The sequence below is a fragment of the Pseudomonas sp. AAC genome, assembly GCF_000725445.1.
GTDB classification, from domain to species: Bacteria; Pseudomonadota; Gammaproteobacteria; order Pseudomonadales; family Pseudomonadaceae; genus Pseudomonas; species Pseudomonas citronellolis.
This window is the reverse complement of record NZ_KL647095.1, coordinates 597,322-611,460: the sequence shown is the minus strand read 5'-3', so window position 1 is coordinate 611,460 and position 14,139 is coordinate 597,322. Positions and strand designations below refer to the sequence as shown.

Sequence of the window (14,139 nt, the reverse complement as noted above, 5' to 3'; positions counted from 1 at the left end):
GCCCGAACCGACCGCTCCTACAGGGTGCGTCCGCCGACCGTAGGGAGATTTGCCCGTGAACCAACCACTCACCGTGACGGCCGCGCAGAAGGCCGGCCCGCGAGTCACTGCCGGCATCGTCGGCGCGGCCCTCGTCGCGCTGCTGATCCTGCCGCTGCTGCACCTGCTGCCCGAGACCAGCGCCCTGCACCTGTCGGCCTACGGCCTGACGCTGACCGGCAAGATCCTCTGCTACGCCATAGTCGCCCTGGCCCTGGACCTGGTCTGGGGCTACGCCGGCCTGCTATCCCTCGGCCACGGCCTGTTCTTCGCCCTGGGCGGCTACGCCATGGGCATGTACCTGATGCGCGAGGCGGCCGGCGACGGCCTGCCGGCGTTCATGACCTTCCTGTCGTGGAACGAGCTGCCCTGGTACTGGGCCGGCACCCAGCACTTCCTCTGGGCCCTGTGCCTGGTGGTGCTGGCGCCGGGGCTGCTGGCCTTCGTGTTCGGCTTCTTCGCCTTCCGCTCGCGGATCAAGGGCGTGTACTTCTCGATCATGACCCAGGCCCTGACCTTCGCCGGCATGCTGCTGTTCTTCCGCAACGAGACCGGCTTCGGCGGCAACAACGGCTTCACCAACTTCCGCAGCATCCTCGGCTTCTCCATCACCGCGCCGGGCACCCGCGCCGCGCTGTTCCTGGCCATCGTCCTGCTGCTGGCGGCCAGCCTGGCGCTGGGCTTCGCCCTGGCGCGCAGCAAGTTCGGCCGGGTGCTCACCGCCCTGCGCGACGCCGAGAACCGCCTGATGTTCTGCGGCTACGACCCGCGCGGCTACAAGCTGTTCGTCTGGACCCTGAGCGCGGTGCTCTGCGGCCTGGCCGGCGCCCTGTTCGTGCCGCTGGTGGGCATCGTCAACCCCAGCGAGATGTCGCCGACCAACTCCATCGAGGCCGCCGTGTGGGTGGCCCTGGGCGGGCGCGGCACGCTGCTCGGCCCGCTGCTCGGCGCCGGCGTGGTGAACGGCGCCAAGAGCTGGTTCACCGTAGCCTTCCCGGAGTACTGGCTGTTCTTCCTCGGCGCCCTGTTCATCGTCGTCACCCTGTACCTGCCGCGGGGCATCCTCGGGCTGATCAAGCGGGAGAAAGCGCAATGAGAGCCGTCCCCCACCTGATGCTGGAACCGGCCTTCGACCCCAGCGGCACCAGCCGCGACGCCGTCGGCCTAGGCGCCAGCGCGAGCGAAGGCCTGGACGTGCGCCACGGCACCATCCTCACCCTGGAAGACATCAACGTCAGCTTCGACGGCTTCCGCGCCCTGCGCGACCTGACGCTGTACATCGGCGTGGGCGAGCTGCGCTGCATCATCGGCCCCAACGGCGCGGGCAAGACCACGCTGATGGACGTGATCACCGGCAAGACCCGCCCCGACAGCGGCAAGTCGTACTTCGGCGAGACCTACGACCTGCAGCGCATGAGCGAGGTGGAAATCGCCCAGGCCGGCATCGGCCGCAAGTTCCAGAAGCCCACGGTGTTCGAGGCGCTCTCGGTGTTCGAGAACCTGGAGCTGGCGCAGAAGGCCGACAAGTCGGTGTGGGCCAGCCTGCGCGCGAAGCTCAGCGGCGAGCAGAAGGACCGCATCGAGGAAGTGCTGGCCACCATCCGCCTGCGCGACTCGCGCAACCGCCCAGCCGGCCTGCTCTCCCACGGCCAGAAGCAGTTCCTGGAGATCGGCATGCTGCTGGTGCAGGAGCCGCAACTGCTGCTGCTCGACGAACCGGTGGCGGGCATGACCGACGCCGAGACCGAATTCACCGCCGAACTCTTCAAGTCCCTCGCCGGCCAGCACTCGCTGATGGTGGTGGAGCACGACATGGGCTTCGTCGGCAGCATCGCCGACCACGTCAGCGTGCTGCACCAGGGCCACGTGCTGGCCGAGGGCTCGCTGGAAGAAGTGCAGGCGAACGAACAGGTGATCGAGGTTTATCTGGGACGCTGAGCTTGAAGCCGAAAGCCAGAAGCTGGAAGCCGGAGCCGCTCTGCTTCCAGCTTCCGGCCTCGGGCTTCCAGCGCTGAAAAGGAAAACGACATGCTACAAGTCAGCCAACTACATCAGTTCTACGGCGGCAGCCACATCCTCCGCGGCCTGTCGTTCGACGCGAAGATCGGCGAGGTCACCTGCCTGCTCGGGCGCAACGGCGTGGGCAAGACCACCCTGCTGCGCTGCCTGATGGGCCTGGTGCCGGCGCGCGAGGGCAGCGTCAGTTGGGAGGGCAAGGCCATCACCGGCTTCAAGCCGCACCAGCGGGTGCGCGCCGGCATCGCCTACGTGCCCCAGGGGCGCGAAATCTTCCCGCGGCTGAGCGTGGAGGAGAACCTACTGATGGGCCTGTCCCGCTTCGGCGCCAGGGAAGCGAAGCAGGTGCCGGAATTCATCTACGAACTCTTCCCGGTGCTGCGCGAGATGAAGCAACGCCGCGGCGGCGACCTCTCCGGCGGCCAGCAGCAACAGCTGGCCATCGGCCGCGCCCTGGCCAGCCGCCCGCGCCTGCTGATCCTCGACGAGCCCACCGAAGGCATCCAGCCCTCGGTGATCAAGGAGATCGGCGCGGTGATCCGCAAGCTCGCCGAGCGCGGCGACATGGCCATCCTGCTGGTGGAACAGTTCTACGACTTCGCTGCCGAACTGGCCGACCAGTACCTGGTGATGGCCCGCGGCGAGATCGTCCAGCAAGGCCGCGGCGCGGACATGGAAAGCGAAGGGGTACGCGGGTTGGTGGCCATCTGACGTAGGGCGTATAACGCCTCCGGCGTTATCCGCCGTTTGACCTTGGCCCCAGGCCGCTCGGTGTCGACCTGGGCACCACCCAGGCCGACTTCGGAGCGGCCAGGGAGATGGGTGTATCGGCGGATAACCGCGAACGGTTATTCGCCCTACGCCCCATAATGGTGCATGGCGCGTACCAACGCACCGCAATCGCGCCAATAGCTGACCACTCGGACAACCCCATCCCCCGCTGCCGCCCAGGCTTGCCAGGCCCACGCACTATCCTGGCGCAGAAGGCACGCCAATTGCTCTACCCAGGGCAACCCCAACAGAACACGCACCATGAACGCACCCGCCGCCCTCTTCCACCCCGCCTGGCACGCCGAACTGGAGCTGGCCTACGCCCGCGTCGGCGACGGCACGCGGCCGGTCACGCGGCGCCACCTAGGGCCGCTGCGGGTGCAGAAGCACCTCTACGCCGAAGGGCCGGAAGTCTGCCAGCACATCGTGGTGCACCCGCCCGGCGGCATCGCCGGCGGCGACACCCTCGCCCTCGACATCCACGCCGGCCCCGGCGCCTGGGCCCAGCTCACCAGCCCCGGAGCGGCCAAGTGGTACCGCGCCGCCACGCCGGCCAGCCAGCGCCTGCGCCTGCGCGTCGAGGCCGGCGCCACCTTGGAATGGCTGCCGCAGGAAACCATCGTCTTCTCCGGCGCCCGGGCCGAACTGCACACCGACATCGACCTGCAGGACGACGCCCGCCTGTTCTACTGGGACGTGGTCGCCCTCGGCCGCCCCGCCGCCGGCGAGCGCTTCGACCAGGGCCGCTTCGCCGCCAACCTGGACATCCGCCGCGACGGCCGCCGCCTGTGGCACGAACGCCAGCGCATCGACGGCGGCGAGCGCCTGCTGGACTCGCCCATCGGCTTGGCCGGGCAGCCGGTCATGGCCACGCTGATCGCCAGCGGGCAGATCGACGCCGAGCTGCTGGAAGCCTGCCGCGCGCTACCCTGCCAGGGCCGCGGCAACCTCAGCCAATTGCCCGGCCTGCTGGTCGCCCGCTGCCTGGCCGCCGAGGCGCTGCACGCCCGCGCCTGGCTCATCGAACTCTGGCGCGCGCTGCGGCCCGCGCTGCTCGGCCGCGAGGCCGTCCCCCCCAGAATCTGGAGCACCTGAGATGGATTTGACGCCCCGCGAGAAAGACAAGCTGCTGATCTTCACCGCCGGCCTGGTGGCCGAACGGCGCCTGGCCCGCGGCCTCAAGCTGAACCACCCGGAAGCCATCGCGCTGATCTCCGCCGCCCTGCTCGAAGGCGCCCGCGACGGCCGCACGGTGGCCGAGCTGATGCACTATGGCACCACCCTGCTCAGCCGCGAGCAGGTGATGGAAGGCGTGCCGGAGATGATCCCGGAGATCCAGGTGGAAGCCACCTTCCCCGACGGCACCAAGCTGGTCACCGTGCACCAGCCCATCGCCTGACCAGCGGCCGCTTTCGAACGAACCTGCCTGAAGGAACACCGCAATGCTGATCCGCGACGCCAACCCAACCGACCTCGGCGCCCTGCGCGACATCTACAACGACGCCGTGCTCAACACCACCGCGATCTGGAACGAAGTCGCCATCGACCTCGACAACCGCCGCGCCTGGCTGGAACTGCGCGCCCAGCAGGGCTTCCCGGTGCTGGTCGCCGAAGACGCCGGCGAAGTGGTCGGCTACGCCAGCTATGGCCCCTGGCGCGCCTTCGACGGCTTCCGCGAAACCGTCGAGCACTCGGTGTACGTGCGCGCCGACCAGCGCGGCAAGGGCGTGGGCCCGCAACTGATGCAGGCGCTGGTCGACCGCGCCCGCGCCCAGGGCCTGCACGTGATGGTGGCGGCCATCGAGAGCGGCAACGCCGCCTCCATCCGCCTGCACGAACGCCTGGGCTTCGCCACCACCGGGCAGATGCCGCAGGTGGGCCAGAAGTTCGGCCGCTGGCTCGACCTGACCTTCATGCAACTGGTCCTCGATGCGCGGGATACGCCCTGACAAAAGACGAGAAAAGCCGCTGGAGGCTGGAGGCTGGAGGCTGGAGGCTGGAGGCTGGAGGCTGGAGGCTGAACGAGGGAGTCGCTTTTTCGTTCAGCCTCCAGCGAATCGAGGGAAGCTGCGCATGAAAAACAGTCGTCAACCCCACACCGACAGGTTCGGCCTCAGGAGCCCCCCATGATCCCTGGCGAATACGACGTCCAGCCCGGCGAGATCGAACTCAACGCCGGCCGCCGCACCCTGGCCCTGACCGTGGCCAACGGCGGCGACCGGCCGATCCAGGTCGGCTCGCACTACCACTTCTACGAAACCAACGACGCTCTGCAGTTCGACCGTGAGGCCGCCCGCGGCATGCGCCTGAACATCCCGGCCGGCACCGCGGTGCGCTTCGAGCCGGGGCAGAGCCGCGAGGTGGAGTTGGTGGAGCTGGCTGGCGCGCGCCGCGTCTATGGCTTCGCCGGGCGGGTGATGGGCGCGCTTTGAGATTGATGCAAGCAAGAGAACCCTCTCCCCCACCCTCTCCCTGAAGGGAGAGGGAGCTGTCCGTGCCGGCTGACGCCAAGGTTTCATCCTGCACCGAACGGTCCCCTCTCCCTTCAGGGAGAGGGTTAGGGAGAGGGCGCGTGGTTGAGCCCCGTGCCGAAGGCTCAGGAAAAGTACCAAATGCCCTGGCCGCCAAGGAGCCGCAATGAAGATCAGCAGACAAGCCTACGCCGACATGTTCGGCCCCACCGTCGGCGACCGCGTGCGCCTGGCCGACACCGAGCTGTGGATCGAGGTGGAGCAGGACTTCACCATCTACGGCGAGGAAGTGAAGTTCGGCGGCGGCAAGGTCATCCGCGACGGCATGGGCCAGGGCCAGCTGCCGGCGGCCGAGGTGGTCGACACCGTGATCACCAACGCGCTGATCCTCGACCACTGGGGCATCGTCAAGGCCGACGTGGGCCTCAAGGACGGGCGCATCAAAGCCATCGGCAAAGCCGGCAACCCGGACATCCAGCCCGGCGTGAGCATCGCCCTGGGCGCCAGCACCGAAGTCATCGCCGGCGAGGGCATGATCCTCACCGCCGGCGGCATCGACACGCACATCCACTTCATCTGCCCGCAGCAGATCGAAGAGGCACTGATGAGCGGCGTCACCACCATGATCGGCGGCGGCACGGGGCCTGCCACCGGCACCAACGCCACCACCTGCACCTCCGGGCCCTGGCACCTGGCGCGCATGCTCCAGGCCGCCGACGCCTTCCCGATGAACATCGGCTTCACCGGCAAGGGCAACGCCAGCCTGCCGCTGCCGCTGGAGGAACAGGTGCGCGCCGGCGCCATCGGCCTGAAACTGCACGAGGACTGGGGCACCACCCCGGCGGCCATCGACAACTGCCTGAGCGTGGCCGACCGCCTCGACGTGCAGGTGGCCATCCACACCGACACCCTCAACGAATCCGGCTTCGTCGAAACCACCCTGGCCGCCTTCAAGGGCCGCACCATCCACACCTACCACACCGAGGGCGCCGGCGGCGGCCACGCGCCGGACATCATCCGCGCCTGCGGCTTCGCCAACGTGCTGCCCAGCTCCACCAACCCGACGCGGCCGTTCACCCGCAACACCATCGACGAACACCTGGACATGCTCATGGTCTGCCACCACCTGGACCCGAGCATCGCCGAGGACGTGGCCTTCGCCGAGTCGCGCATCCGCCGCGAGACCATCGCCGCCGAAGACATCCTCCACGACCTCGGCGCCTTCAGCATGATCAGCTCCGACAGCCAGGCCATGGGCCGCGTCGGCGAAGTGATCACGCGCACCTGGCAGACCGCCGACAAGATGAAGAAACAGCGCGGCGCCCTGCCCGGCGACGGCGCACGCAACGACAACTTCCGCGCCAAGCGCTACATCGCCAAATACACCATCAACCCGGCGATCACCCATGGCGTCAGCCACGAAGTGGGCAGCATCGAAGTGGGCAAGCTGGCCGACCTGGTGCTCTGGCGCCCGGCCTTCTTCGGCGTGAAGCCGAGCCTGATCCTCAAGGGCGGCGCCATCGCCGCCAGCCTGATGGGCGACGCCAACGCCTCCATCCCCACCCCGCAGCCGGTGCACTACCGGCCGATGTTCGCCAGCTTCGGCGGCAGCCGCCACGCCACCAGCCTGACCTTCCTCAGCCAGGCCGCCTGGGAAGCCGGGCTGCACACCCGCCTGGGGCTGCACAAGGCCATCGGCGTGGTGCAGGGCTGCCGCACGGTGCGGAAGACCGACCTGATCCACAACGCCTACCTGCCGCACATCGAGGTGGACCCGCAGAACTACCAGGTACGCGCCGACGGCCAACTGCTGTGGTGCGAGCCGGCCGAAGTGTTGCCCATGGCGCAGCGTTACTTCCTGTTCTGAGAATCCCCTCGTAGGATGGTGTTGAGCGAAGCGATACCCATCGCCACGGCATCATGGGTTTCGCAGGCTCAACCCATCCTACGAAGAGCACCTCGGCGCAGCCTGCAAGACAGTCGCGCCTATGCCACAAGCGAGCACGGCTTCTCGGTACACCACGCCATTCCCCTGCGCGCGATTCGCGGGCAGGGCCCGCTTACGTTCCAGGAAGCACGGCTTTTCGTAGGATGGCGTTGAGCGAAGCGATACCCATCAGCGCAACCGCATGGGTTTCGCAAGCTCAACCCATCCTACGAAGAGCACCTCGGCGCAGCCTGCAAGACAGTCGCACCTACGCCACAAGCGAGCACGGCGTCTCGGTACACCACGCCATTCCCCTGTAGGAGCGCGCCCTGCGCGCGATTCGCGGGCAGGGCCCGCTTACGTTCCAGGAAGCACGGCTTTTCGTAGGATGGCGTTGAGCGAAGCGATACCCATCACCGCCACCGCATGGGTTTCGCAAGCTCAACACCATCCTACGAAGAGCACCTCGGCGCAGCCTGCAAGACAGTCGCACCTACGCCACAAGCGAGCACGGCGTCTCGGTACACCACGCCATTCCCCTGTAGGAGCGCGCCCTGCGCGCGATTCGCGGGCAGGGCCCGCTCCTACAGGCGGCTGAAATCCCCCGGGGAAATTCAGAAGACCTCCCCCACCGGCACCGCTTCGCATTTCCCCCCGGAGTCCACCCCCTACGCTGGCAGGGCCTCTGTGCCCGTCCCTCCAGAACAACAAGGACTCCCGATGAAACGACTGACCGCCACCCTGGCCCTGGCGCTGGGCCTGTGCGCCTGCGCCCAGGCCGCCGATCCCATCACCCTGGGCCTCAACTACCCCCGCACCGGCAGCTACCAGAACGAAGGCCGCGACCAGATGCGCGGCGCCCTGCTGGCCATCGACGAAATCAACGCCGGCGGCGGCGTGCTCGGCCGCTCGCTGCGGCTGTCCAGCCACGACAGCGCCTCGCGCTCGAAGAAGGCCGTGGCCAACGTCGACAAGCTGGCCGACGAGGGCGCCGCCATGCTCTTCGGCGGCGCCTCCAGCGCCGTGGCCATCGCCGCCGGCAAGCGCGCCGCCGAGCGCGGGCTGCTGTACTTCGGCGCCGTCACCTACTCCAACGACACCACCGGCAAGGACGGCCACCGCTACATGTTCCGCGAGGGCATCAGCGCCTGGATGAGCGCCCGGGTGCTGGGCCAGTATCTGGCGCAGAAGCACCCGGGCAGCCGCTACTTCTACATCACCTCCGACTACACCTGGGGCCACACCACCGAAGCCTCGCTGCGCCAGGCCACCGGCACGCAGGACGGCGCCCAGCACCCCGGGCGGCGCATTCCCTTCCCCGCCGTCGGCCTTGCGCACTACCGCGACAGCCTCACCCAGGCGGCCGCCAGCGACGTCCAGGTGCTGGTCCTGGTGCTGTTCGGCCGCGACCTGGAGCGGGCCATGCGGGTGGCCCACGACCTCGGCCTGACCAGGCGCATGCAGATAGTCGCGCCCAACCTCACCCTGAACGTGATCGAGCAGGCCGGGCCGAGCGTGATGGAGGGCGTGGTCGGCACCGAGCCCTGGACCTGGCGCGTGCCGGAACTGGAGAACAGCGCCCGCGGCAAGGCCTTCGTCAACGACTACGTGAAGCGCTACCAGAAGTACCCGTCCAGCTCCGCCGCCTCGGCCTACGGCATCGTCTACCAGTGGGCGGACGCCGTGCGGCGCGCCAACAGCCTGGACAGCGAGGCGCTGATCAGGGCCCTGGAAGGCCACCGCTACACCCTGCTCAAGGGCGAGCAGTACTGGCGCGCGTTCGACCACCAGAACGTGCAGCGCATCTATGCGGTGAAGGTGAAGCCGCGCAGCGAGGTGCTGAAGGATCCGCTGAAGCAGGACTACTTCGAGATCATCCACCAGCTCGACGGCGACCAGGCCGCGCCCAGCCTCGACGAGTGGAAGGCGGAAAGGCGCGCCGCCGGCAAGCCCCCGCTGCTGCAGTGAAGCGCCTCAGCGCAGCTGGCTGTCCTTGCTGCCGCGCCGGTTGTAGCCGGCGAAGGCCGCCTGCTCGTCGTGGGCGGCCTGGCAGTTCACGCACAGACGCACGCCGGGCACGGCCTTGCGCCGCGCCTCGGGAATGGGCGCATCGCACTCCTCGCAATGCGTCAGGCTCTCGCCGCGGGGCAACTGGCTGAGCGCCCGGGCGACTGCGTCCTCGATGGTGCTGTCGATCTGTTCCTGCACCGCGCCGTCGTTCGCCCAACCACTGGCCATGGCAACCTCCGATCAAACTTTGTACAGATTGCAGATATTGGCGCCCCGGCGGCCGATTGCAAGGGCGAAAACGCGGCGGGGTGCGCTGAAAAGCCCCTTCCCCGGGCGCCGCGCAACGAGAACAATAGCGCGCTTTCCCGCCATGGATGTTCCCCGATGCGAATCCTCCCGTCTCCTCTGCGCCACTGCCTGCCGCTGGCGCTCTGCGCCCTGCTCGGCAGCCAGGCCCAGGCCGCCGAGGCCCCCGGCGTCGAAGCCGACCTGGTCGACGCCAACCGCTACCTGCTGCTGTACAGCGCCACCGCCGACGAGCGCTTCCTCGACCGCCTGGACGCCACCGGCAAGCACCTGCAAGCGGCCCTTGGGCAGCGCCAGGATGCCACCACGCTGCGCACACTCTGGGCCAGCTACGAGCAGGGCCGCCAGCAGATGCTGGCCGAGCACGCCGCCCATAAGCTCGACCAGAACGGCGAGATGGCCCGCAGCCTGAAGCTGGCCGAGCCCCTGGACGCCTACCTGCAGGCCCACCCCCTGGCCACCCCGGGCCTGGCCGACGACCTGCGCAGCCGCGCCCTGCTCACCGCCCGCCTGGCCAACCTGCAGAAGGTCGACGGCCCGCGCGCCGAGGCCGAGGCGGCGAACGTCAAGGCCCTGGACGAGCGCATCCAGCAGCGCATCGACGCCCTGGCGAAGAGCGACCCGGCCCTGCACGACGAACTGGACAAGCGCTGGCGCTACCTGCAGGTCAGCCAGCGCAACGGCCAGCAGTTGCTCTACCCCTTCAACGCGCAGATCGAGGCCATGCTCGGCAAACTGGCCGGCGCCTGACGGGGACGCGGAGGCGGTCTACCACAGCTTCGGAATCGTCCGATATCCGGCGCCGGGAGGGCCGCCAAGAATGGCGGCTCCATCGCCAGGAGCCGCCCCATGCACCGCCTCGTCCTTTCCCTGCTGCTGAGCCTGCTGGCCAGCCTGCCGACCGCGGCCCTGGCCGATGACTTCGACGCCACCCTGCAGGCCGCGCAGCGCTACCTGCTGCTCTACAGCGCCACGGGGGACGAACGCTTCCTCAAGCGCCTGGAACGGCTCGACGAGGCCTTCCAGGGCCAGGTCGCCGAACAGCACAACGGCGAGACGCTGCAGGACATCTGGTCGCTCTACGGCGAAACGGTGGCGCAGGTGGAAAGCGGCTACGAACAGAGCGGCCCGGCGCTGCGCCAGGCGCTGGCCCAGGCCCTGGAAGTCTCGGCGCTGCTGCAGGAATTCCGCCTCCAGCCCGGCGCCGCGCCGGGGGATGCGACCCTGGCGGCCAACCTGCAGCGCCTGGCCCTGCTGCAGGCCAAGCGGGCCAACCACCGCCTGCTGGGGGAAGACACCGACACCCTGCGCGAGGCCATCGCCGACCTGCAGCAGACCATCGAGACGCAGTTCGCCGCCCTGCCGGCCAGCGTCGAAGGCGAAGCGATGCGCGCCCGCTGGCGCTACCTGCGGCTGACCGAGCGCCCGGCCGGCACCCTGCTCTACCCGTTCAACGCCCAGGTCGAGTACCTGCTGGAGAAGCTCAGCGAGAACGGGCCAGCCTGAAAGGCCCTACTCCTTCACTTCCATGTATTCCCTGGCGAAGATCTGGTACTCCTCCGGCAGGGTGTACTTCTTCGCCAGCTCCGAGGCGGTCAGGTCGGAAGCATCCACGCCACGCTGCTCGCGCAGGCAGTCGTAGGTCGCCTTGATGGCGGCGAAGTAGGCGGCATGGCCGTCCACCACGATGCGCACGCCGAGCTTGGCCAGGCGCTTGTCGTCGTGCAGCTTCGGGTTGCCGTAGGACACCAGCATCAGCGGCACGCTCAGGTGCCGGGCGATGGCCTCCAGGTGCTCGAAGTCGCGGATGCCGACCATGCAGATGCCGTCGGCGCCGGCGGCCTGGTAGGCCAGGGTGCGGCAGATCACGTCGTCCACCTCGATCACCTCGGCGTTGGTCCGCGCGATGATCGCCATCTCCTGGTCCACCCGCGCCTCCAGCGCCGCGCGGATCTTGCCCACGCCCTCCTCCACCGGGATCAGGTCGGTGGACTTGCGGCCGAACTGCGCCGGCAACAGGGTGTCCTCGATGGTCAGCGCGGCCACGCCGGCGCGCTCCAGCTCGACGATGGTGCGCATCACGTTCAGCGCGTTGCCGTAGCCGTGGTCGGCGTCGGCGATCACCGGCAGGCGCGCCACGCGGCCGATGCGGGTGGCCTGCTCGACGAACTCGCTGAGGGTGATGAGGGCGAAGTCGGGCGCCGCGAGCACTTGTAGCGAAGCTACAGAACCACCCAGGATGCCGACCTCGAAGCCGAGGTCACCGGCGATGCGCGCCGACATCGGGTCGAACACCGATGCCGTGTGGTAGCAGGAGGAAGAGTTCAGCAACGCCCGGAAACTCTGGCGTAGCTCGTGGTGGGAGGCTCTGTGCATGGCGGGATCCAACTGCGACCTGGAAGTGGGAAAGGGTTCTGCGGAATCGGCAAACTCATGTAGCAAAACTACAGGACGGCAAATGTAGCAAAACTACAAGGCCTTCCCAAGCACTCTATAACCTCCACCGTCCAGCGGCACATGAGCCGATAGTCGAGCAGGCCCAGGCGCACTCGCGTAAACTGCGCGGCCGTTTTTTTCGCCGGACCTTTCCGCCATGCTGCACTCCACTGACGCCCGCGCCCTGGGCATCGACTTCGGCACCTCCAACTCCACCGTCGGCTGGTGGCGCCCCGGGATGGAACCGCTGATCGCACTGGAAGACGGCAAGATCACCCTGCCCTCGGTGGTCTTCTTCAACACCGAGGAACGCCGCCCGGTCTACGGCCGCCAGGCCCTGGGCGAATACCTGGAAGGCTACGAAGGGCGCCTGATGCGCTCGCTGAAAAGCCTGCTCGGCTCGCCGCTGCTCAAGAGCGAGACCACGGTGCTGGGCAGCGCCCTGCCGTTCAAGGACCTGCTCGGGCTGTTCATCGGCGAGCTGAAGAAGCGCGCCGAGGTAGTCGCCGGCCGCGAGTTCGAGGCCGTGGTACTGGGCCGCCCGGTGTTCTTCGTCGACGACGATCCCGAGGCCGACCGCGAAGCCCAGGACACCCTGGTGGCGGTGGCGCAGAAACTCGGCTTCAAGGATATCTCCTTCCAGTACGAGCCCCTGGCCGCGGCCTTCGACTACGAGCGCGGCATCCAGCGCGAGGAGCTGGTGCTGATCGTCGACATCGGCGGCGGCACCTCGGACTTCTCCCTGGTGCGCCTGGCCCCGGAGCGCCGCGAGCAGGCCGAGCGCCAGGCCGACATCCTGGCCACCGGCGGCGTGCACATCGGCGGCACCGACTTCGACAAACAGCTCAGCCTGCAGGGCGTGATGCCGCTGTTCGGCTACGGCAGCCGGATGAAGTCCGACGCGCTGATGCCCACCAGCTACCACCTGAACCTGGCCACCTGGCACACCATCAACGCGGTGTACGCGCAGAAGTCGCAGCTGGCGCTGAAGAACATGCGCTACGACATCGTCGACGGCACCGGCATCGACCGCCTGTTCCGCCTGATCGAACAGCGCGCCGGGCACTGGCTGGCGATGCAGGTGGAAGCCAGCAAGATCGAACTGAGCGACAGCCAGCGCCGCGACATCGACCTGGCGCGCATCGAACCGGGCCTGGTGGCCGAACTGACCCGCGAACTGTTCGAGGGCGCGATAGAGCCGCAGCTGGAGCGCGTGCGCGCCGGCATCGGCAAGCTGCTGGGCGATGCCGACATCGACCCGGACAAGGTCGACACCGTGTTCTTCACCGGCGGCTCCAGCGGCGTCCCGGCCCTGCGCCAGAGCGTGGCCGCCATGCTGCCCAACGCCCGCCACGTCGATGGCGACCGCTTCGGCGGTATTGGCAGCGGTTTGGCTATCGAGGCGAAAAAGCGCTACGGCTGAGGGGCTGGCTTTTCGTAGAAGCGAGCTTGCTCGCGAACCGTGCCTACCGGGGACTTTGGGGGGTGGGCTGTAGAGCGCCCTCTCCCTAACCCTCTCCCTGAAGGGAGAGGGGACCGTTCGGAGTGCACTGATGTTTCGGCATTAGCCGGCTAGCACGGAGATTACCGACTGAAACCAATCTTCCTCTCGGCACGGACTAGCCCCCTCTCCCTTCAGGGAGAGGGCTGGGGAGAGGGAACGCGCTCAGGTCCAGCTCAAGAGCAATCGGGAAACTCCGTTCGCGAGCAAGCTCGCTCCTACAGAAACAATCACCCCGACACCGCCTGTACCCGAGCCAACGCAGCGTACCGGCCCTGCGCCGGAGCGTGGCGGCCATGCAACCCAACACTCGCCACGTCGATGGCGACCGCTGAGGCGAAGAAGTGCTACGGCTGAGAGGCAGGCTCTTTCGTAGGAGTGAGCTTGCTCGCGAACCGTGCCTACCGGGGACTTTGGGGGGTGGGCTGTAGAGCTCCCTAACCCTCTCCCTGAAGGGAGAGGGGACCGCTGGGCAGACACTGGTGTTCTGGAGTCAGCCGGCGACGCCGAAAGTTACCGGCTGAAACCATTCCCTCTCTCGGCACAGACAAGCCCCCTCTCCCTTCAGGGAGAGGGCCGGGGAGAGGGGACGTGCTCAGGTCCAGCTCAAGAGCAATCGGGAAACTCCGTTCGCGAGCAAGCTCGCTCCTACAAGCCACACT

The 14,139-nt window shown here is 68.1% G+C and carries 14 protein-coding genes; 12 read left to right on the top strand and 2 right to left on the bottom strand.

The annotated features are described in order from the left end of the window. Positions 1-55: 55 nt before the first annotated feature. The 9 genes from urtC (at position 56) to FG99_RS08140 (ending at position 9,192) form a co-directional block, all read left to right on the top strand. Complete coding sequence (urtC, locus tag FG99_RS08180; RefSeq protein WP_043268710.1) at positions 56-1,135, top strand: urea ABC transporter permease subunit UrtC; 1,080 nt, start codon at positions 56-58, stop codon at positions 1,133-1,135. Further along, complete coding sequence (gene urtD / locus FG99_RS08175) at positions 1,132-1,977, top strand: urea ABC transporter ATP-binding protein UrtD (RefSeq protein WP_141766308.1); 846 nt, start codon at positions 1,132-1,134, stop codon at positions 1,975-1,977. The genes urtC and urtD overlap by 4 nt, the downstream gene beginning before the upstream one ends. A gap of 90 nt (positions 1,978-2,067) precedes the next feature. After that, complete coding sequence (gene urtE / locus FG99_RS08170) at positions 2,068-2,766, top strand: urea ABC transporter ATP-binding subunit UrtE (RefSeq protein ID WP_043268706.1); 699 nt, start codon at positions 2,068-2,070, stop codon at positions 2,764-2,766. 321 nt (positions 2,767-3,087) lie between these two features. After that, positions 3,088-3,921, top strand: coding sequence for an urease accessory protein UreD (locus FG99_RS08165; protein WP_043268705.1), 834 nt, complete (start codon positions 3,088-3,090; stop codon positions 3,919-3,921). Position 3,922: 1 nt separating this feature from the next. Further along, a complete protein-coding gene (locus tag FG99_RS08160) occupies positions 3,923-4,225 on the top strand; it encodes an urease subunit gamma (protein WP_043268703.1) in 303 nt (100 codons plus the stop codon). Positions 4,226-4,268: 43 nt separating this feature from the next. Then, positions 4,269-4,775, top strand: a complete 507-nt coding sequence (locus FG99_RS08155; RefSeq protein ID WP_043268701.1) for a GNAT family N-acetyltransferase — start codon at positions 4,269-4,271, stop codon at positions 4,773-4,775. Positions 4,776-4,952: 177 nt separating this feature from the next. Beyond that, a complete protein-coding gene (locus FG99_RS08150; RefSeq protein WP_043268699.1) occupies positions 4,953-5,258 on the top strand; it encodes an urease subunit beta in 306 nt (101 codons plus the stop codon). A 205-nt stretch (positions 5,259-5,463) separates the two neighbouring features. Next, the gene (gene ureC / locus FG99_RS08145) at positions 5,464-7,164 is read left to right on the top strand and encodes an urease subunit alpha (RefSeq protein WP_043268697.1); all 1,701 of its coding nucleotides are present in this window, start codon (positions 5,464-5,466) and stop codon (positions 7,162-7,164) included. A 780-nt stretch (positions 7,165-7,944) separates the two neighbouring features. Beyond that, entirely contained in the window at positions 7,945-9,192 is a 1,248-nt protein-coding gene (locus FG99_RS08140) for a substrate-binding protein (protein WP_043268695.1), read from the top strand. A 6-nt stretch (positions 9,193-9,198) separates the two neighbouring features. Here FG99_RS08140 and FG99_RS08135 read toward each other — a convergent pair whose 3' ends face one another. Then, positions 9,199-9,462, bottom strand: coding sequence for a DksA/TraR family C4-type zinc finger protein (locus FG99_RS08135; RefSeq protein ID WP_043268693.1), 264 nt, complete (start codon positions 9,460-9,462; stop codon positions 9,199-9,201). Between the two features lie 156 nt (positions 9,463-9,618). On the opposite strand from FG99_RS08135, the gene FG99_RS08130 reads away from it, so the two are divergent. Beyond that, positions 9,619-10,290 carry a hypothetical protein gene (locus FG99_RS08130; RefSeq protein WP_043268691.1) on the top strand — a complete coding sequence of 224 codons (672 nt, stop codon included), beginning with the start codon at positions 9,619-9,621 and terminating at the stop codon, positions 10,288-10,290. 99 nt (positions 10,291-10,389) lie between these two features. After that, positions 10,390-11,046, top strand: coding sequence for a hypothetical protein (locus FG99_RS08125; protein ID WP_043268690.1), 657 nt, complete (start codon positions 10,390-10,392; stop codon positions 11,044-11,046). A 6-nt stretch (positions 11,047-11,052) separates the two neighbouring features. Here the strand turns inward: FG99_RS08125 and FG99_RS08120 are convergent, their stop codons facing one another. Further along, positions 11,053-11,916 carry an isocitrate lyase/PEP mutase family protein gene (locus FG99_RS08120; protein ID WP_043268688.1) on the bottom strand — a complete coding sequence of 288 codons (864 nt, stop codon included), beginning with the start codon at positions 11,914-11,916 and terminating at the stop codon, positions 11,053-11,055. A 217-nt stretch (positions 11,917-12,133) separates the two neighbouring features. Between FG99_RS08120 and FG99_RS08115 the strand changes: the two genes are divergently transcribed. Continuing rightward, a complete protein-coding gene (locus FG99_RS08115; protein ID WP_043268686.1) occupies positions 12,134-13,399 on the top strand; it encodes an Hsp70 family protein in 1,266 nt (421 codons plus the stop codon). Positions 13,400-14,139 lie beyond the last annotated feature (740 nt).